20 protein-coding genes and 1 tRNA gene are annotated in these 17,932 nt (G+C 64.1%); 9 read left to right on the top strand and 12 right to left on the bottom strand.

Features of this window, described 5'->3' with window-relative positions; genetic code table 11:
- Positions 1-152: 152 nt before the first annotated feature.
- Together sixA and HWX09_RS02920 are read left to right on the top strand one after the other, a co-directional pair.
- Positions 153-614, top strand: a complete 462-nt coding sequence (gene sixA / locus HWX09_RS02930) for a phosphohistidine phosphatase SixA (protein ID WP_027784094.1) — start codon at positions 153-155, stop codon at positions 612-614.
- 170 nt (positions 615-784) lie between these two features.
- Positions 785-1,591 carry a GNAT family N-acyltransferase gene (locus HWX09_RS02920; RefSeq protein WP_027784095.1) on the top strand — a complete coding sequence of 269 codons (807 nt, stop codon included), beginning with the start codon at positions 785-787 and terminating at the stop codon, positions 1,589-1,591.
- 206 nt (positions 1,592-1,797) lie between these two features.
- Here the strand turns inward: HWX09_RS02920 and HWX09_RS02915 are convergent, their stop codons facing one another.
- Entirely contained in the window at positions 1,798-1,968 is a 171-nt protein-coding gene (locus HWX09_RS02915) for a hypothetical protein (protein WP_175888554.1), read from the bottom strand.
- 136 nt (positions 1,969-2,104) lie between these two features.
- Between HWX09_RS02915 and HWX09_RS02910 the strand changes: the two genes are divergently transcribed.
- Entirely contained in the window at positions 2,105-2,281 is a 177-nt protein-coding gene (locus tag HWX09_RS02910) for a hypothetical protein (RefSeq protein WP_089499936.1), read from the top strand.
- A gap of 18 nt (positions 2,282-2,299) precedes the next feature.
- Here the strand turns inward: HWX09_RS02910 and HWX09_RS02905 are convergent, their stop codons facing one another.
- The 5 genes from HWX09_RS02905 to HWX09_RS02885 form a co-directional block, all read right to left on the bottom strand.
- Entirely contained in the window at positions 2,300-3,679 is a 1,380-nt protein-coding gene (locus HWX09_RS02905; RefSeq protein WP_027784096.1) for an MATE family efflux transporter, read from the bottom strand.
- A 10-nt stretch (positions 3,680-3,689) separates the two neighbouring features.
- A complete protein-coding gene (locus HWX09_RS02900; RefSeq protein WP_027784097.1) occupies positions 3,690-4,013 on the bottom strand; it encodes a DUF2288 domain-containing protein in 324 nt (107 codons plus the stop codon).
- A gap of 72 nt (positions 4,014-4,085) precedes the next feature.
- Positions 4,086-5,705: an acyl-CoA synthetase gene (locus tag HWX09_RS02895; RefSeq protein ID WP_027784098.1), complete on the bottom strand. Its 1,620-nt coding sequence runs from the start codon at positions 5,703-5,705 to the stop codon at positions 4,086-4,088.
- A 367-nt stretch (positions 5,706-6,072) separates the two neighbouring features.
- Entirely contained in the window at positions 6,073-6,774 is a 702-nt protein-coding gene (locus HWX09_RS02890) for a peptidoglycan DD-metalloendopeptidase family protein (protein WP_027784099.1), read from the bottom strand.
- A gap of 131 nt (positions 6,775-6,905) precedes the next feature.
- A complete protein-coding gene (locus HWX09_RS02885; protein ID WP_027784100.1) occupies positions 6,906-7,817 on the bottom strand; it encodes an aldose epimerase in 912 nt (303 codons plus the stop codon).
- 479 nt (positions 7,818-8,296) lie between these two features.
- Here HWX09_RS02885 and HWX09_RS02880 point away from each other — a divergent pair, with 479 nt between their 5' ends.
- Positions 8,297-9,127 carry an undecaprenyl-diphosphate phosphatase gene (locus HWX09_RS02880; protein ID WP_027784101.1) on the top strand — a complete coding sequence of 277 codons (831 nt, stop codon included), beginning with the start codon at positions 8,297-8,299 and terminating at the stop codon, positions 9,125-9,127.
- 186 nt (positions 9,128-9,313) lie between these two features.
- Positions 9,314-9,390: transfer RNA gene (locus HWX09_RS02875), tRNA-Arg, on the top strand.
- A gap of 10 nt (positions 9,391-9,400) precedes the next feature.
- On the opposite strand, the gene HWX09_RS33510 is transcribed toward HWX09_RS02875, so the two are convergent.
- The 6 genes from HWX09_RS33510 to HWX09_RS02845 all read right to left on the bottom strand — a co-directional run bounded on the left by HWX09_RS33510 (position 9,401) and on the right by HWX09_RS02845 (position 12,932).
- Positions 9,401-10,495, bottom strand: a complete 1,095-nt coding sequence (locus HWX09_RS33510) for a site-specific integrase (RefSeq protein ID WP_034185409.1) — start codon at positions 10,493-10,495, stop codon at positions 9,401-9,403.
- A 377-nt stretch (positions 10,496-10,872) separates the two neighbouring features.
- Positions 10,873-11,226, bottom strand: a complete 354-nt coding sequence (locus tag HWX09_RS02865) for a hypothetical protein (RefSeq protein WP_155257347.1) — start codon at positions 11,224-11,226, stop codon at positions 10,873-10,875.
- On the bottom strand, positions 11,219-11,398 hold the full coding sequence (locus HWX09_RS02860; protein WP_155257348.1) for a hypothetical protein: 180 nt from the start codon (positions 11,396-11,398) through the stop codon (positions 11,219-11,221). Before HWX09_RS02860 ends, HWX09_RS02865 begins: the two co-directional genes overlap by 8 nt.
- On the bottom strand, positions 11,391-11,789 hold the full coding sequence (locus tag HWX09_RS02855; protein ID WP_155257349.1) for a hypothetical protein: 399 nt from the start codon (positions 11,787-11,789) through the stop codon (positions 11,391-11,393). Before HWX09_RS02855 ends, HWX09_RS02860 begins: the two co-directional genes overlap by 8 nt.
- On the bottom strand, positions 11,786-12,262 hold the full coding sequence (locus HWX09_RS02850; protein ID WP_155257350.1) for a hypothetical protein: 477 nt from the start codon (positions 12,260-12,262) through the stop codon (positions 11,786-11,788). Before HWX09_RS02850 ends, HWX09_RS02855 begins: the two co-directional genes overlap by 4 nt.
- Positions 12,252-12,932 carry a hypothetical protein gene (locus tag HWX09_RS02845; protein ID WP_155257351.1) on the bottom strand — a complete coding sequence of 227 codons (681 nt, stop codon included), beginning with the start codon at positions 12,930-12,932 and terminating at the stop codon, positions 12,252-12,254. Before HWX09_RS02845 ends, HWX09_RS02850 begins: the two co-directional genes overlap by 11 nt.
- A gap of 40 nt (positions 12,933-12,972) precedes the next feature.
- Between HWX09_RS02845 and HWX09_RS02840 the strand changes: the two genes are divergently transcribed.
- From HWX09_RS02840 to HWX09_RS02825, 4 genes are all read left to right on the top strand, one after another.
- The gene (locus HWX09_RS02840) at positions 12,973-13,755 is read left to right on the top strand and encodes a hypothetical protein (RefSeq protein ID WP_155257352.1); all 783 of its coding nucleotides are present in this window, start codon (positions 12,973-12,975) and stop codon (positions 13,753-13,755) included.
- A 1-nt stretch (position 13,756) separates the two neighbouring features.
- Positions 13,757-14,185, top strand: coding sequence for a hypothetical protein (locus tag HWX09_RS02835; RefSeq protein WP_155257353.1), 429 nt, complete (start codon positions 13,757-13,759; stop codon positions 14,183-14,185).
- Positions 14,186-14,524: 339 nt separating this feature from the next.
- Positions 14,525-16,285, top strand: a complete 1,761-nt coding sequence (locus HWX09_RS02830; protein ID WP_027784106.1) for a ShlB/FhaC/HecB family hemolysin secretion/activation protein — start codon at positions 14,525-14,527, stop codon at positions 16,283-16,285.
- A gap of 401 nt (positions 16,286-16,686) precedes the next feature.
- Positions 16,687-17,922, top strand: a complete 1,236-nt coding sequence (locus HWX09_RS02825) for an ABC transporter substrate-binding protein (protein ID WP_027784107.1) — start codon at positions 16,687-16,689, stop codon at positions 17,920-17,922.
- Positions 17,923-17,932: the final 10 nt, after the last annotated feature.

The raw sequence follows: 17,932 nt of genomic DNA, 5'->3' as shown, positions 1-17,932 counted from the left end.
AGATAATAACGTCGAACGACCGATTCGGTCAATCAAGATATGCGGGTAAATGCCGCGACCGCGAACCGGCCACGATTTGCGACAATTCTCGTGATGATCGGCCGGTCCGCGCGCAAGCGCGCGCGGCCGCTCGCCGGAGCAAGGAGAACATCATGATGAACCTGATTCTGTGGCGCCACGCCGAGGCCGAAGACTACGCGACGAGCGATCTCGCGCGCCAACTGACCGTGCGCGGCCGCAAGGACGCGCAAGCGATGGCCAAATGGCTGCGCGGCCGGCTCGAGACGAATGCCGTGATCCTCGCGAGCCCGGCGGCGCGCACCGTACAGACCGTCGAGGCGCTGACCGACCAGTACCGCACCGTCGATGCACTCGCGCCGGGCGGCAGCGTCGACGACGTGCTGGCGGCGGCCGGCTGGCCGGAAGGCATCGCGCCGACGGTCGTGATCGTCGGCCACCAGCCGACGCTCGGCAGCGTCGCCGCGCAATTGATCGCCGGCGGCGACGACAGCTGGAGCGTCAAGAAGGGCGGAATCGTGTGGCTGGCGAGCCGCACGCGCGACGGCAGCCGGCAGGCCGTGCTGCGGGCTTTTCTGACGCCCGAACTGGTGTGAGGCCCGTCTGAATTGGTTTGAAGGGATTGATCATACGGTTTCGCAAGCTTTCTGCTAAAGTCAAATCGGCGACACGTCATTGAAAGGACACGGTCGTGCCACATAACGGTCACGGCCGATTACTACATTGGCGGGCATGTCGTCCTATTCCTTACGATCAGGAAAGCCTAATGCGAGAACTGCCGACGCCTACGCTCCCTTTTGCCTCGCTGCCCCTCGACACGTCGCGGCGCCACCTGCCGCGCGCCAGTGAAACCGTCACATCGGAGTATCGCCTGCGCGCCGCATGGGCGCGTACGGAAGACGAATTGCGCGAAGCCCAGCGCCTGCGCTACAGCGTGTTCGCCGAAGAGATGGGCGCGCAGGTCAGCGGCCCTTCCGGTCTCGACGTCGATCCGTTCGACGCGTATTGCGATCACCTGCTGGTCCGCGATCTCGACACGCTGAAAGTCGTCGGCACGTACCGCGTGCTGCCGCCGCACCAGGCGGCGCGTGTCGGCCGCCTGTACGCCGAAGGCGAGTTCGACCTGTCGCGCCTCACGCACCTGCGCGGCAAGATGGTCGAGGTCGGCCGCTCGTGCGTGCACAGCGACTACCGCAGCGGCGCCGTCATCATGGCGCTGTGGGGCGGCCTCGGCGCGTACATGATGCAGAACGGCTACGAGACGATGCTCGGCTGCGCGAGCGTGTCGATGGCCGATGGCGGTCACTACGCGGCGAACCTGTACCAGTCGCTGTCGGCAGGTTCGCTGACGGCGCCCGAGTATCGTGCGTTCCCGCACACGGCGCTGCCGGTCGACGAACTGCAGACCGGCACCGTCGTCGCGCCGCCGCCGCTGATCAAGGGTTACCTGCGTCTCGGCGCGAAGATTTGCGGTGCACCGGCCTGGGATCCCGACTTCAACTGCGCGGATTTGCTGACGCTGTTCCGCCTGTCGGACATCAACGCGCGCTACGCCCGCCACTTCCTGGGTTGAGCGGTCCGAATCGCGGCGCGCCTTCCGAGGCGCGGCGCGCGCAAGCGAACGCCGTCGCGTGGCCGGTGCCGCGCGACGGCGTTCGTGTATCCGGTCCGTGTGTGCATATCGGGCCCTGATAATTTCAGCGATACGCAACTGGCACCGCGCCGCTGGGCGGCACGTTCGCGGCGGCCCGAAGGAGGGCCGCACGGCAGCCGGTGCGCTCAGTGCTTGCGCCGCCAGTCGAGCAGGTGGTGTTCCGCCATCCAGTGGTGGATCATTCCTTCGCCTTCGTGGCTGCGCTTGTATTCGCGCGACTCGAAGTACGACAGCGCGACCAGCACCATCACACCGATGAACAAGCCGATCAGGCCCGCAATTTCTTCAGACGACATGGCAGCCTCCTTTCAACGGTACAGCGCCATGCGTACATAGTAGGACATGCGCGGCGCAACCCTGAAACCGGATTTCCGCTAGACTCGGCGCGGTCCCGGCGTGCGATGGGCGCGCCGTTTTCCGGAGCCCTACCTGATGACCCGTTTCATGCTGGCCGTGCTGGTCGCATCCCTTCTTGCCGCCTGCAGCAGCGATCCCCGCCAGGCGCGCCGTGGCCACCCGCCGGCGGACCCGGCCGACTATCACGGCGTGCCGACCGACATGACGCCGCCGTCGATGCTCGATGCGCCGTCGCCGAAACCCGTGCAATAACGCTCGCACAGCCCACTGTCACGCACGGGCCGCGGACGCGGCCTGCGGGTCGGCGCCGATGCGCCGCAACAGCGCCGGCAGGTAGCGCGCGAGCGTCGCGCCGCGCGCCGCCATGAACAGCAGCAGCGCGAACCAGAGGCCGTGATTGCCGAAGCTGCCGACGGCGGCGAGCGTGGCCACGATGAAGATCGACAACGACACGGCCATCGCGCGCATCAACGATTGCGTCTGCGTCGCGCCGATGAACACGCCGTCGAGCAGGAAGCCCCAGACCGACACGATCGGCGAGATCACGGCCCACGGCAGGTAGCGCAGCGCGACGGCGCGGATCTCGGCCTGATCGGTCAGACGCGCGACGATCCAGCCGCCCGCCGCCCAGTAAACGAGCGCGAACAGCAGCGCGCCGAGCGCCGACCAGAACAGCGTGACGCGCACGGCCTGCCGGAATGCGTGACGATCGCGCGCGCCGGCCGCCGCGCCGACGAGCGCCTCGGCCGCATGCGCGAAGCCGTCGAGGCCATACGCCATGAAGGTCTGAAAATTCAGCAGCAGCGCATTCGCGGCGAGCGTCGCGTCGCCTTGTTTCGCGCCGAGATGCGCGAACCACCCGAACGCGCCGAGCAGGCACAGCGTGCGCAGGAAGATGTCGCGATTGAGCACGATCAGCCGCTTGAGCGCGACGCGGTCGGCAAGCGCGCGTACCGCGAGCGGTGCAAGGCCGCGCGGCCGCAGCCGCCACAGCATCCACGCGCCGAGCGCGAAGCCGCACGCGTCCGCGGTGGCGGTCGCGGCGCCGATGCCGGCGATGCCCCAACCGAAACCGTACACGTAGAGCAGCACGGCGCCGATGTTCACCGCATTGATGAACACCTGCGCGACGAGTGCGAGCCGAACGCGCTGCACGCCGAGCAGGTAGCCGAGCACCACGTAGTTCGCGAGCGCGAACGGCGCGCTCCAGATTCGTGTGTGGCTGTAGGCGAGCGCCGTCGCGTGGACGGCATCGCTGCCGCCGAGCACGGAGAGCGCGAACGACAGCAGCGGCACCTGCAGCGCGAGCACCGCGGCGCCGAGCGCGAACGCGACGATCAGCGCACGCAGCAGGTTCAGGCGGATCCCGGCGGCGTCGCCGGCGCCATGCGCCTGCGCGACGAGGCCGGTCGTCCCCATCCGCAGGAAGCCGAAGCCCCAGAACACGAAATTGAAGAACAGCCCGCCGAGCGCGACGCCGCCGAGATATTGCGCCCCGTCGAGGTGGCCGGCGACGGCCGTGTCGACGGCGCCGAGGATCGGCTGGGTCAGGTTCGCGATGACGATCGGGAACGCGAGCGCGAGGACGCGCCGATGCGTGACGGCGGCCGCGGCGGCGCCGGCTCCGTGCGGTAAGGCGGATTCGGACATGGCGGACGCGTCAGGCGCGTTCCTGCACGCAGACCCACGGCGAGACGACGACCGCCCACAACTCCGGGTTGCGCGCCGCGTAGTCGGCGGCGGTCTCGGCCGGCATGCGCGCGACGAGTCCGGATGACAGCCAGCGCGTGACCTGTTCGGCATCGTCGCTGGCGACCGCTTCCGCGACGCTGACGAGATCGAGGTCGCGCGCAACCGACAGCAGCTTGCCCTGCGCGAAGAAGCGCTCGAGATCGCACCAGTCGATCTTGGCGGTCTCGCCGAGGAGTTTGGCGTAGAGCGGGCTGTGCGACGCGCCCGTGGCGGAGTGTTGATCAGAGGACATCGGTTTTTTGGAATAGCTGCGTGGCGCCACTATAAACCATCCGGCCGGGCGGGCCGAGCGGGGGCGGGCCGCTCACGCGTCGCGCAGCGCGCGGCGCACGATCTTGCCGGTGGCGGTCATCGGCAGGCTGTCGACGAACGCGATCGCGCGCGGATACTCGTGCGCGGCGAGCCGCGTGCGCACGTGTTCCTGCAGCGCGCCGACGAGCGCGGCGTCGCCTACGTGGCCGGGATTCAGCACGACGAACGCCTTGACGATTTCGGTGCGCGTCGTGTCGGGCACGCCGACGACGGCCGCCATCCGCACCGCCGGATGCGTGAGCAGGCAGTCCTCGATCGGGCCCGGGCCGATCCGGTAACCGGCGCTCGTGATCACGTCGTCGTCGCGGCCGACGAAGCGCACGAAACCGTCGGCGTCGATCGTGCCCGTATCGCCGGTGAGCAGGTAGTCGCCGGCGAACTTGTCGCGCGTCGCGCCGGGATTGCGCCAGTATTCGAGAAACATCACCGGATCGGGCCGGCGCACCGCGATACGGCCTTCGACGCCGGGCGGCAGCGGCGCGCCCGCCGCGTCGACGATCGCGACCGCATGGCCGGGCACCGTCTTGCCGATCGCGCCGGGCTGCGCATCGAACAACGCCGCGCACGACGACAGCACCATGTTGCACTCGGTTTGCCCGTAGAACTCGTTGATCGTCACGCCGAGCGCGTCGCGGCCCCACGCCGTCAGTTCGGTGCCGAGCGATTCGCCGCCGCTTGCGACCGATTTCAGCGACAGCGCGTAGCGTTCGCGCGGCGCCGCGACGGCGCGCATCAGCTTCAGTGCGGTGGGCGGCAGGAAGGCATGGGTGACGCCGTGCCGCGCCATCAGCGCGAACGCCGCGTCGCCGTCGAATTTCTCGAAGCGGCGCGCGAGCACCGGCACGCCGTGATGCCATGACGGCAGCAGCACGTCGAGCAGCCCGCCGATCCATGCCCAGTCGGCGGGCGTCCAGAACAGGCGTGCGTCGCGCGGGAAGCATTGCTGAGACATCTCGACGCCGGGCAGGTGGCCGAGCAGCACGCGATGCGCGTGGAGCGCGCCTTTCGGCTTGCCCGTCGTGCCGGACGTATAGATGATCACGGCCGGATCGTCGGCGGCCGTATCGGCCGGCACGAACTCCGGTGTTTCGGCGGCAAGCGCCGCGTCATAGTGCAGCACGCCCGGTGCGTCGGGCGCATCGTCGCCGATGCAGTAGACGGTATGCAGCGCCGGCAGTTGCGCCCGCAGCGGCGCGATCTTCGCGTAGCCGGCCGCGTCGGTGATGAGCGCGGCGGCCTCGCTGTTCGCGAGCCGGTACTCGAGCGCATCGACGCCGAACAGCGTGAAGAGCGGCACTGCGATCGCGCCGAGCTTGTACGCGGCGAGATGGGCGATCGCCGTTTCGGGGCCCTGCGCGAGAAAGATGCCGATCCGGTCGCCACGCCGCAAGCCGGCCCGCGCAAAGCTGTTCGCGAGCCGGTTAGAAGCATTCTTCAGGTCGTCGAACGTGATGCGGAAAACGTCGCCTTGCGCCGTTTCGTGGATCAGCGCGAGGCGTCCGCTGCCGTCTGCCCATTTGTCGCATACGTCCACGGCGATGTTGTAGCGCGCCGGAATGTCCCAGTGGAAGCGGGAGAGGAGGTGATCGTAGCGGTCGGCGGCGGGCGGCATCGCATGGTCTCCTGGGTGTCGGCGTGGCGTCGGGTGAACGGCTTACATCAGGATTTCACGCAGACGAATCCACAATGGTGTTTGCTGATAGGGAATGTTCGGGCTCGTCCAATCGCCTCGGCTCAGTGCACGATTCCACAATGACGCATAAGATCAAGACAAAACAGTGGTGTGACCATGGATTTGCTTCTGATAGCTGCGGGGTTCAGCCTGATCGGAATCGGTGTGCTGGTGGCGTTTGCTCGTCATGTCGATCCGTTGTCCGGCCGTTTCACCGGACGTCTGCGCAAGCGCTGACTCGATTTTTTCCGTTTTCGCCGCGACGGCACGCGATGCGCGCCGGCGTCGCGTGTCGTCTGTCGTGCGCTCAGCGCGCCGGCAGGTAGCGTGACGGATCGATCGAGCGGCCGCCATAGCGCAACTCGAAATGCAGCGCGACGCGATCGCTGTCGCTGTTGCCCATCTCCGCGATCGATTGCCCTTGCGTGACCGACTGGCCTTCCTTCACCAGCAGCGCGCGGTTGTGCGCGTAGGCCGTCAGGTAATCGGCGTTGTGCTTCAGGATGATCAGGTTGCCGTAGCCGCGCAGCCCGTTACCGGCATAGACCACGACACCCGGCGCGGCCGCGACCACCGGCGTGCCCGGCGAATTCGCGATGTCGATGCCCTTCGATTTCGAGCCGTCGAACGTGCGCACCACGTTGCCGGCCGCCGGCCAGATCAGCGCAATGCTCGTGGCCGGTTTCACGGCCGATTCGACCGGCGCGGCAGGGGCCGGGCGCGCGCGGCCCGCGCTGCCGGTGCCGGTGGTCGATGGCGTCGACGCGGTGGCCGTGCCGGGCGGCGGCGCGACGCGCAGCACCTGTCCGACTTCGATCGCATCGGGATTCGTCATCTGGTTCCAGCGCACGATGCTCTGTACCGACGTGCGATTGTCGCGCGCGATCTTGTAGAGCGTGTCGCCACGCTCGACGCGGTAGAACCCGGGGCCGACGGGCGCGGAGCCGCACGCGACGAGCAGGGCGGCGCAGGCGGCTGCGAAGAGTCGCTTCGTTGTTGTTCCGAACATTGAACCTCGCAAAACCCCGCCGCGTGTGACGCGGCAGGCAACACAAAACGTCCGATTTTAACGGGTTCGACCCGCGCACCGCAGTTTCGGTCGCTGGCGGCCCGCAGTACCCCGGTTCGACGCGTGCCGGATCAGCCGGCGAGCGGGGCGACGCGGATCCGCAGCGCGGCCGTTTCGGTCGCGCCCGGCGCGAGCATGCGCAGCCCGAGGCCGTTGTGGATCGCATCGGGCAGGCCGAGCCATGGCTCGACGCAATAGAAGTTCGAATCCGGCTTTTCGGTCCACGTCGTGACCGCATACCACGGGATCGAGCCCGGCACGTCCAGCGCGATCTCGATCGTGCGGCGGCGGCCAGGCATCACGATGCGCACCGGCGCGGACGGCTCGCCGTCGAGGCAGTGGAAGCGGTCGAGGATGTCCGGATCGTCGAGGCGGTAACGGGCTTCGCCCGGTTCGACCGGGCTGATCGAGCCGTCCGCGCGCTGCTGGCAACGATGCGTCGGCGGCAACTCGAGCAGCGTATCGGCCCGCTCGCCGTGCGGCAGCGCGAAGTAGAAATGGTGGCCGGCGTAATAGGGCAGCGGCGTGTCGCCGCGATTGGTCGTCGTCAGCGCGACTTCCAGCGTGTGGGCGTCGGCGAGCCGGTAGGTCGTCTCGAACCGGAAATCGAACGGGTAACTCGCGCGCAGGGCGTCGTTCGCGTCGAGCGTCATCGTCAGCGCGGCGCCGTCGGCCGACGGATGCGCGTCGAACGGCAGATCGCGCGCGAAACCGTGCATCGGCAGATCGCGAACCACGCCGGCGGCGTCGCGCCAGCGGCCGATTTCACCGTCGACGCGGTGACGGCCGAGGAACGGGAACAGCAGCGGATTGCCGCCGCGCACGCGGGCGAGATTGCTCCAGTCGGCGGTTTCCGGCCAGAAGATCACCGGTTCGCCATTGACGTGCCAGGACAGCAGGCGGCCGCCGAATTGCGGGGCGACCCGGACTAGCGACGGGCCGGCGTGAAGTTCGTGAATGTCGTGTTGCTGGAAGATCGGCATGGCGAATCGGGTTGGGCGGGTGACGGGAGCAACGTGCGTTCCATTATCGGGCCGCGAGCGGTCGGGGAAAACCCTTCTCGGGAAATTGCGAGTTTTTAACACTGTCGACGGTCTGGATAATGCCTCTAAACCGGTGATGTTGCCGGGTCATGACACTTCGCGGAGGGGGCCATGGATCTGGCAATGGCAATGGGAATCGCACTGTTCGGCATGTTTACCGGTAGCACGGTATTATTTTTCTATCAGCTCGGCCGCTGACGGCAATTTCTGCCGAAGACGACAGGCCCGCCATGCAAATGGCGGGCTTTTTGCTTTCTGAATGCTTACAAATTGCAAGCGTTTGTGTGCATTGCCGCAATATCCTGCCAAATGCCTTGGCGCAGTAATCCGGCCTCGGCATAATCGGTGCGCGTTTTTCAGGACGCGCATCGCGTCGTCCGCCTTCCTTCCCGCTTAATCTTCACTTAAAGGACCGACGCGTGAGCCTCTGGTTTCTGATATTCCTGAGCGTCCTGCAGGGCGTCACCGAACTCTTCCCCGTCAGCAGCCTTGGCCATACGCTGCTCGTGCCGGCGCTGTTCGGCATGCATATCGACAAGCACGCGCCGCAACTGTTGCCCTTCCTCGTCGCGCTTCACCTCGGCACCGCGCTGGCGCTGCTGTGGTACTTCCGCGCGCGCTGGGTCGCGCTGATCGGCGGTTTCTTCGCGCAGCTCGGCGGCCGCAAGAACGACGACGGGCACCTGATGTGGGCGCTGATCATCGGTACGATCCCGACCGGCATCGTCGGGCTGCTGCTCGAGAAGCGCATCGAACGCGTGTTTCACGATCTGCGGATCGTCGCGATCGCGCTGATCGTCAACGGTGTGTTGCTATGGCTGGGCGATCGCATTCAGCGTAGCCGCGCGCATCGACCGCCCGAGAAGATGACGTTCAAGCAGGCATTCTTCGTGGGCCTTGCGCAGATCGGCGCGCTGATTCCCGGCTTCTCGCGCAGCGGGTTGACGATGATCGCCGGCAACGCGGCCGGGCTGACGGCGGAGAAGGCGGCGGAATTCTCGTTCCTGCTCGGCACGCCGATCATCTTTGCCGCGGGCGTGCTCGAACTGCCGAAACTGTTCCATGCGCGCGACCAGCTCGCCGACGCGCTGCTCGGCGGCGTGCTGACGGCGATCGCTGCATACCTGAGCGTGCGGTTCCTGATGCGCTATTTCGAAGGGCGCGGGAGGCTTGCCTCGTTCGGCGTGTATTGCGTGATCGCCGGCGTGTTCTGCCTCGGCTGGTTCATGCTGCATCCGCAGCCGGTTTGATGCCGCGGGCACCGGTCTCGCGTGATCCGGCGCGATGATCGGGTATAATTTCGGGCTCGGCTCCGTGCCGGGCCCGTTTCGTTTCGGGGGTTGAGTTGTGTTGTTGTGGGCGGTGTGGCTGCCGCTCGTTGCTCAAAAGCCCGATGCCGAATGCGGCCCGTGTCGGACCGTGTCTTTTCTCCCCGACCGCCCTTAGCTCAGTTGGATAGAGCAACGGCCTTCTAAGCCGTAGGTCACACGTTCGAATCGTGTAGGGCGGGCCAGTTGAAAGCCTTATGCAGCAAGGATTTGCGCCGCTTCCGACAGCGGCGTTTTTTCTTTCTGCTCTCGCGACTGCGCCCAAAATGTGACCGTCCCGGCGTGCTGCGCCAGATGGCTCGGCGCAAGGTGCGCGTACTTCTGCACCATCGCAACGGTCTCCCAGCCGCCCAGCTCCTTCAGTACCATCAGCGGCGTGCCGCGCTGCACATGCCAACTCGCCCACGTGTGACGGAGGTCGTGCCAGTTGAAGTCGACCATCCCGGCCGCCTTGCACGCCTGCGCAAAGTCCCGCTTATCGATCTGCCCGATCAGCTTGGGCGGCCCGCCACCGCGCGTGTATCCGCGCGTAAAGACGAGATCCGTTGCCGTCCGGGCTCGCCGCTCGAGCACGCTCATCGCATCCTCGTTCAGTGGCACCGACCGGGCGCGCTTTGACTTCGCACCCTCGTGCGTGATCCACGCGTTGCACTGCGCGAGATCGAGTTGCGAGACGCGCAGACCGAACAGCTCCGACTCGCGCATCCCGGTCGCCACGGCCACGATCGCCGCGTCGCGCATCCACGGCAGACGCAACGCATTGATCATCGCCATGATGACCGCCGGCGGCTCCCAGCGTACCCGCACGTCAGGCTCTTCGAACCGCTGGAGCTTCGGCACGCGATCGATCCATCCCCATTCCTGGCACAGATTCAGCATGCGCCGGATGGTGTTGACGTATCGGTTGCGCGTGCCGGGCTCCAATGGCCGCGCCGGCTTTCCCTTGATCAGTCGATGCGTGGGAAGTGCATCGAAAATCTCGTCGGCCGTGATGGCCCGGATCGAGCGACCGGCAAATTGCCCTCCCCAGTACGTGATGTGCCTCAACTTCCCGGCATAGTCACGTTGACCCTCGCACAACTTCAAAAACCGCATTGCGGCTTCTTCGAAAATGCGATCCGGCACCTCCCCCAACTTGTCTTGCCGCCACAGATCGGCCTTTAGCCGGTCGTGGTATTCCTGCGCTGCCCGCCTGTCCGTTGTTTCAGTAGAGCGGCGAATTCTTTCGCCGCCTGGCGTGCGGAGGTCGATAAACCAGACCCCGGAGCCTTTACGTCTGCGGATTGACATCCATTTTCTCCACCGACCCGCAGCGATAGCCGGGTCAGATTGTTGCGTTTTTCTGTTAGCCCGGCAAGCCGCGACGGCCAGACACGCCAAACCCGGGAACCAGGGAGGCGAAATCCAATTTGCTTGCGCATCGAAAACACGGTGCTGTACGACAGTTGCATGCGTTCCGCGACTTGCTGAAGGGTGAGGGCAGTTTCGTCTAGTTCGCTCACTTTTCGGCCCTCCGGAATTCGATGCGCCATATCCACTGGTTTGAATTCCAGCCATGCCCGCGTCCGGCGTTCAGTCCATCCCAAAGCTCGCGGAACGCACGGATACTCGGCGGCAGGTGTTCTCCGGCGCAGTAGTCGGGTCAACGAAGTCCGGAAACCACTCCGTCAGCATGTCATCGGTGATCTTCGTGATTGGCCCTTGAGGTTGTAGAGGGGTTGGCTATAAATGTGCGGCCATTTGGAAGCATCCCGCGCATCGAACGTTACCGATTGGGCGGCGTCCATATTGGACGGGTCACGCCACGCTACCGGCTCCCCGCGCAGCTTCTCCAGCAATGCGGCCAGCTCAATTTCGATCCGCCGAGACATCTGGTTGAGTGCGTTGTGACCGGGCTTGGCATCATCGAAATGGACCGTCACCGAGGCGCGCTCGATGTCATGTGGGCCACCAAGAACAGCCATGAGAATGGCGCGGGCTGCATGCTGAAGTTCCTCGCGCGACAGAATCGGCTCACTCATTGCTATCTCCTGAAACGATGCAGTTCTGATTGCAAGGAAACCAGCCGTTGTCGCAGTGATAACAGCCATTCCAGCCGGCGCATTCTTCGCTGTACTCATGTTGATTCCCGCCCTCCTTGTCGCAGTCGCATGGACGCGAAAATCCATATCCTTCGGGAATCGACTCACTCATGGGAGTCTCCTGCATGACCCCGCTCGCGATCCGGACGAGGGAAAGCCATCCCGTCCGGTGCGATCACGAATATCGGCAGATTGCCTAGCACCTTCGAATCCCACCAGGCATGTGCGCCATCGCGATACGGATCGTCGTAATAGCGGCTTCCGTCCTGGGCGGTGCAAGGAATTCCCGAACTGCTACGCAAGCTGGGCTCCTTCATCGGCACGACCAGTTCTTTCAGATTCGGAAGCCGCTCACCATCAGGTCCTTCTTGCTCGCCGCGGATGTCAAACTCGCCGAGAGGCATCACGAGCTCGTAATGGCATTCCCAACCGTATCCAGGCTCATCGCTGGTAGCCCAGCGAAGCTGAAGGCGCGGGGCCGGGAGATTGTCTTTGTGGATCACGATTCACCTCCTTGGGCGCGGGTGGCATCGACCATAGACCGGCACGTCGCGACAGCTTCCATGTTCACGCCGTTTGCGCTCGGGCGCGGTTCGGACAGCTCCACTCGCGCGACCGCCCAGCGCTTTCCCTTCGTGTCGAGGCCAAGGTTCTTGATCAGGTACATGGCCTTGTCCGCGCCGGCGCGTTCGCTATGTGCGCCGTCCGACAGCTTAGGGTTGCCGTACTGATCGAGTTCGGCTAGCCACCACTGGACGTCCGTCACCTCGCCGCTCGGCTGCTGCGTGGGGGCGAGAAGGTTCGTCAACCGCCCGAGCAGCCGAAGTTCGGCGTCGTAGAACGCCTTCGCGTCCACGTCATCACCCCAATCGCCGTCGACGGTGTGGCAATCCTTCAGCGCATCGGCGCTCCGCGAAATGCTCTGGCAGGCGTCCATGATCGTGGCATGCTCGGCGTCCGTCAGCTTACTGGTCATGGTCGGCTCCATTGAGAAGGGTGGCGATTTGCGCGTCACGGTCAGCAATGTCGTATGCGTCGATTTTCAGCAGCGTCGCCAGCCGATGTCCGAATTCCGTGATGAAACGCTCCGTCAGGCGCGCCTCTCCCGCATCGGCGGGGGCGCAACGTGTCTTGTGCGCCAGCATGCGCAACTCGTAGGCGACGGCGCGGACGCCGGCAGCAGCGCTGTCGTGCCCGAGCCGATCGAGCGCATCAGCGGCCATTTCCAGCGACTCGTCGTTGTTGAACAGGACGTCGTTCAGCGGCTCGCGCGGCTCGGCCGGTGCGTCGGCCTGCGCGGGTTGCGGGGCGGCAAGAGCGCGAATCTTCGACAGTCGCTCGCGGATATTGAGAACTACGAGGTCGATCATCTCGTAGGTCGGAATGGCCTTCACGCGTCCAAGAAAATAACGCAATTGGCCTTCGAGCGAATCGAGGTGGTCGGTAATTCCAGAAGCCGCATCTGCGAACTTCTCATCGACAGTAGCTTGATCTTGGGAGGCCCATTCCGCGATGGCAGCCCCAATGATTTCTCGGAAGCCATCACGGTTCATGGGCGGCAGTTTATCGATGATTCTCCCGTGGTCGAAGAGAGCATCGGCGATTGCATTGACCGGTCCGATCGTGGCGGATGGTAGCCCGGTCAAGACGTTCCAATCGACTACTGCGCAGTACAACGATAAGTACTTGTTCGATTCACCGGCTGGCACCGCGCAGGCGTTAGCGCTGGGACAGACGCCACATACAGCGGGGATTGGAGAGAAAAACTACGCTACGGCCGGTGCGATAAATCAGCAGGTGGCGGGCTTTGAGCAAAACGTGCTTCAGCGAGCTGGGGCGTCGAACGGCGCAGTTACGCCGGACTACACGGTCGAGAATCTGGTAGGGGGGGCGGCCGTTGGCAAGATTGTTTCACGCGTGCTCGGCGCGGTTTTCGGCTCAGGAGCCGAAGGAGCGGTGCAAGCCGCCGTAGACAGCAAAGTTGCTGGTGTATCGGAAGGCGCTGGCGGTGCTGTGGGAGTACCCAAGACTATTCCTTATCAGCCGAGCGGGACCGTGATTCTGCAGGGAAATGCGCCAGTATGTGGTCCAGCGTGTGCGGCAATGGTTATTACAGATAACACCGGAAACTCAGTCAGTTTGGCAGACGCGATAGGTAGTTTCACAAATGGCATCCGACCAACGGGCGTCAGCACGACCGAGCTATCGAGCGTAATATCAAACGCTGGAGTGCAGAATACTGTTGAGACGGTGATGTTGCCAGGGCAACTGAGTCGAGTGTTGTCAAATGGGCAGTCGGCAATAGTTAATGTAAACGGGCACTTTATCATCGTGGACAGCGAAACGATGGTTAATGGAGTCTCGTACTACATGACTCGGGACCCATACGTGGGTCCCCGTGGAGTCTTGGCTAACGCACTAAATTCTGCTATGTCACGTGGCGTCAATGCAATTGTGATAGGGAAGTAACATGGATGTGAAAGATTTGCTAGATTCGCGGAGCCTGAAGCCTGGTGATCGTGTTGAAGTATCCGGCTGGCTGGTTGATACAAGCGATGGCTTGTTCATCTTGGGAGATCATTGGCCTGAAAATTATGAACACCCTTATAGGGTCAAGATCGCCAACGGAAATATCATGTATCCAATTTTGGAACAGATTCCGAGCTTGGGGGGTGGATGGTCGCTTATATTTTATCGGGCAAAAATAAGTGCCGTTGTGGAATGTTGTTTGCCCTCGATTTTGAGGGCCGAAAACATATGCGTAGAGCCTGACAGGGGAAGCGGCCGGTATGTGGATGTCGATGTCAGGCCGGAAATAGTATCGTCATATGTTAAAAATAATGGCGAATATAAATTCGAAAGGAATAGAAATCCGGTCCGGGATTGGCTGGATGATTGATATTTGTAAATCGATGTATCGACGGATTTAAATTCTTGTTGTGGCGCCCTTGTGGTTGTGCCCGCGAGAGAGTGAGATGTTGCCGTCGGAATGCTCCTCTAGAAAAAGAGGGTCTTGGTTGGCATTGAGCCTGGAAGCGAAACACGACAGCCCACGAGCGTTGGCTGTACCCAGAGGCTTATCAAAGTCGATGTAGCAGTGCGCTAAAGATAGCAGCAGTTTTGCGGCGGAGTTAGCGCCATTGTAGTCGGTGCATTCGAGATGCACGTTTTCGCAGCAGATAAGACGGCGTGCATTCTCAACGATTATGTAGCAGGCTGAATCAGGGGTTAGTTGATAATGAGAATAAGGAATCGGCTGGTGGCTTTGCCATTCACAGCCTTGATGTCGCTCGGGGGACACGCGCAGCAGGCTCCGACACCTGCAGACCGAGCCGCCGCCGCGCGCGCAAATGCGGAGCAGGATCGACAAGCGCAGCAACAACGCGACGCGCAGCAACGTGACGCGGCCGTGCGCGCGCCTTCGATGCGCTCGGACGTGCCGAAGATCGAAGCCTTTCCGGCGCTTCCCACGGAAACGCCGTGCTTTCGTCTCGATCGCTTCACGCTCGACGTGCCCGCGTCGTTGCCCGACGCAGTGAAAGCACAAGGTGCGTCGGCGCTGCCGATGGATCGCTTCGCGTTTGCGCGCGACTGGCTGAACCACTACGCGGGCCAATGCGTTGGCAAGCAAGGCATTGACGTGCTGGTCAAGGGGCTGTCTCGGGCAATTCTGGCGCGCGGCTACGTCACCACGCGCGTTCTCGTCCCCGAACAAGACCTGTCGACCGGTAGGCTGAAACTGTCGCTGATTCCCGGCACGATCCGGCGCATCCGTTTCTCAGATGAAAAGCTGCGCGGCACATGGAAAACTGCATTCCCGACCGGCGATGGTGAAGTATTGAATCTGCGCGACCTGGAGCAAGGTCTGGAGCAGATGAAACGCGTATCGAGCCAGGACGTCACGATGCAGATCGTTCCGGGCGAACTGCCCGGTGAAAGCGACGTGGTTTTGGACGTGAAGCGCGGCAAGCCGTGGACGGTCGTCGCATCGATCGACAACTCGGGCACGCGTGCCACCGGCAAGCTGCAAGGCAACCTGTCGGTCGGCATCGATAACCCGCTCGGCCTGAACGATATCTTCAACGTCGGCGTGAGCCAAGACCTTGAGTTCGGCGACAAGCGGCTCGGCTCGCACGGCTGGAATGGCTTCTATTCGATTCCGTGGGGTTACTGGACGGCCACGCTATCGGCGTACACGAACACCTACTACCAGCAGATCGCGGGCGTGAATCAGACGTTCGTCGCGAGCGGCAACTCGAAGACGGTCGACTTCAAGCTCGCTCGGGTGCTGGCGCGCAGCAAGAGCGACGTGCTCGGCGCGTACTTCCGGCTATCCCGCCGTTTTGGTAAGAGCTTTATTGAGGATACCGAGATTTCGCAGCAGCGCCGTAACAACACGATCATCGAACTCGGTCTGACCGACCGCCACTATTTCGGCGGCGCGCAGTTCGACGGCTCGCTTGCATATCGTCAAGGGGGCGGTGGGTTGGGCGCTCAGGACGATGCGTTCGCGGCGGGGGGCGGGCTGACCTATCGCTTCAAGATGGCAGCGCTCGACGCGAACCTGTCGGTGCCCTTTGCGATCGGTAAGCAGCCATTCCGCTATGTCGGCACACTCCACGGCCAGTACACCGGGAACACGCTGTACTACATCGACGACTTGACGATTGGCAGTCGCTACACGGTACGCGGCTTCGACGGTGAAACGATGCTGGCCTCCGCACGCGGCTTCTACTGGCGCAACGAGCTACAGGCGCCGATTGGGCAGACGGGGCAGGCGCTCTATGCGGGGCTCGATTATGGCCGCGTATGGGGGCCGCAGCCGATCGCACTCGTCGGCACGCAACTGGCGGGTGCTGTGATCGGCGTGAAGGGGAATATCGGCACGCGATTCGGCTCCTATGCGTACGATCTCTTCGCGGGTACGCCTGTCTACAAGCCGTCAGGTTTTCCGACGGCACGTGTGACGCTCGGTTTTCAGGTGACCGCTCAGTTCTGAAGACAATGAGCCAAGGTACTTCTCCGACACGTAGACTCCTGATACCCCGAAGGCGAGTTCGAAGTCGTCGCGCGCGGTCTCGGCCCCCGTTGCACCCCGCCGAACGTTCGTAACAGGCCGCGGGCGTCCGGCCATCGCACATCGATTTCCGCAACAAATCACCGCACTGACAACCATATCGAAACTCCAAAGGGCGATCCCGCGCGGTCGCGTCCACCCGCATCCCGCCCCCGCAGCGGAACAACCCGCGCCAAACGACGCCGCTCCGCTCCTCCGGCTTGCAGTCGCAACGTATGCCACCTATATATATGACTAATTGACTCGTACCACGGCAGCGGTGCGGCATGCGGCGGGGGCGCGCCATCAAATCAGAACAATCGGGGGCCGAACGGGAGCCCAACATGGACGAGACTGTGTCAGTCACACGGATGTGTTCCGGCACCTGGCTTTCGAACGGACTGCACGCACTCACGCGTCCCCGCGCCAGGCAGGCGCTGGCGCTGATCGCGGGCTGCGCCGCACTAAGCGGCCAGGGCGCCGGCTTCGCGGCGGAACCCGGCGTGACCGACGACACGATCCGCCTGGGCATGGTCAACGCGCAATCGGGCAATTCCGCGGGCCTCGGACACGGGCTGCTGATCGGCGCGCAAGCCGTATTCGACGACGCCAATGCTCACGGCGGCGTGCGCGGCCGAAAAATCGACCTCGTCGTCGCCGACGATCGCTACGAACCCGACCGGACGGTGGACAACACGCTGGAAATGATCGAGCGGGGCAACGTCCTTGCGCTGTTCGGCTATGTCGGCACGCCGACGACCACCGCGGTGCTGCCGATGATCCGGGACGCCGGCATTCCGCTCGTCGGTACGTTCAGCGGCGCGATGGCGCTGCGCAGGCCGGTCATTCCGGAGGTCTTCAACATCCGGGCGAGCTATGACGACGAAACGCGCGCGCTGGTCGATTACTTGATCGCGAACGACCGCGCGAAGCGCTTCGCGGTGTTCTACCAGGACGACGGCTTCGGGCTCGCGGTGCTGGCGGGCACGCAGTTCGCGCTGCACCGCCATGGCCTCGACGTCGTCGCCACCGGCACGTTCCGGCGTGGCACGACGGCGGTCAATACGGGGCTCGCCGCCGTACTCGACGCGCGGCCGGACGTCGTCATCATGGTCGGCCCGTATACGCCGGTCGCCGCATTCATTCGTGCGGCGCACCGCGAAGGCCTCGCGGCCCGTCTCGCGGCGGTGTCGTTCGTCGGCACCGACGACCTGTTGCGCCTGATCGGCGACGAAGGGAACGGCATGCTGATTTCGCAGGTCGTGCCGCTGCCGCAAAGCGAGCGTCCCGTGGTCCGGGACTGCGCACGGCTGATCGCGCAGCGCTTTCCGGACGAGCACATCGGCGTGGTGCACATCGAGGGCTGCCTCGACGCGAAGGTCGCGTTGATCGGGCTGGACCGTGCGGGGCCGGCACCGACCCGGGCGACGCTGAAGCAGGCGCTCGAATCGATCCGGCACCTCGACCTCGGCGGCCTGGTGGCCAACCTGGGCACCGACGATCACCAGGCGCTGAACGACGTATTCCTCACCGAAATCGCGCACGGCCGCGTCACGCCGCTCGCCGTGCCGGCGCAATGAGCGGCCGGAT

The organism is Burkholderia sp. BCC1208 (assembly GCF_902833095.1).
GTDB lineage: Bacteria > Pseudomonadota > Gammaproteobacteria > Burkholderiales > Burkholderiaceae > Burkholderia.
Note: the sequence above shows the minus strand (reverse complement) of the source record. Positions and strands in the feature narration are given on the sequence as shown.

What these genes read in the sequence shown, in the direction of transcription:
- HWX09_RS02825 (WP_027784107.1), top strand. Translation starts at nt 16,687, where the DNA reads ATGGACGAGACTGTGTCAGTCACACGGATGTGTTCCGGCACCTGGCTT.
- HWX09_RS02890 (WP_027784099.1), bottom strand. Translation starts at nt 6,774, where the DNA reads ATGTTCGGAACAACAACGAAGCGACTCTTCGCAGCCGCCTGCGCCGCC.
- HWX09_RS02850 (WP_155257350.1), bottom strand. Translation starts at nt 12,262, where the DNA reads ATGACCAGTAAGCTGACGGACGCCGAGCATGCCACGATCATGGACGCC.
- HWX09_RS02835 (WP_155257353.1), top strand. Translation starts at nt 13,757, where the DNA reads ATGGATGTGAAAGATTTGCTAGATTCGCGGAGCCTGAAGCCTGGTGAT.
- HWX09_RS02900 (WP_027784097.1), bottom strand. Translation starts at nt 4,013, where the DNA reads ATGTCCTCTGATCAACACTCCGCCACGGGCGCGTCGCACAGCCCGCTC.
- sixA (WP_027784094.1), top strand. Translation starts at nt 153, where the DNA reads ATGATGAACCTGATTCTGTGGCGCCACGCCGAGGCCGAAGACTACGCG.
- HWX09_RS02905 (WP_027784096.1), bottom strand. Translation starts at nt 3,679, where the DNA reads ATGTCCGAATCCGCCTTACCGCACGGAGCCGGCGCCGCCGCGGCCGCC.
- HWX09_RS02830 (WP_027784106.1), top strand. Translation starts at nt 14,525, where the DNA reads ATGAGAATAAGGAATCGGCTGGTGGCTTTGCCATTCACAGCCTTGATG.
- HWX09_RS33510 (WP_034185409.1), bottom strand. Translation starts at nt 10,495, where the DNA reads ATGTCAATCCGCAGACGTAAAGGCTCCGGGGTCTGGTTTATCGACCTC.
- HWX09_RS02895 (WP_027784098.1), bottom strand. Translation starts at nt 5,705, where the DNA reads ATGCCGCCCGCCGCCGACCGCTACGATCACCTCCTCTCCCGCTTCCAC.
- HWX09_RS02860 (WP_155257348.1), bottom strand. Translation starts at nt 11,398, where the DNA reads ATGAGTGAGTCGATTCCCGAAGGATATGGATTTTCGCGTCCATGCGAC.
- HWX09_RS02915 (WP_175888554.1), bottom strand. Translation starts at nt 1,968, where the DNA reads ATGTCGTCTGAAGAAATTGCGGGCCTGATCGGCTTGTTCATCGGTGTG.
- HWX09_RS02910 (WP_089499936.1), top strand. Translation starts at nt 2,105, where the DNA reads ATGACCCGTTTCATGCTGGCCGTGCTGGTCGCATCCCTTCTTGCCGCC.
- HWX09_RS02885 (WP_027784100.1), bottom strand. Translation starts at nt 7,817, where the DNA reads ATGCCGATCTTCCAGCAACACGACATTCACGAACTTCACGCCGGCCCG.
- HWX09_RS02920 (WP_027784095.1), top strand. Translation starts at nt 785, where the DNA reads ATGCGAGAACTGCCGACGCCTACGCTCCCTTTTGCCTCGCTGCCCCTC.
- HWX09_RS02865 (WP_155257347.1), bottom strand. Translation starts at nt 11,226, where the DNA reads ATGAGTGAGCCGATTCTGTCGCGCGAGGAACTTCAGCATGCAGCCCGC.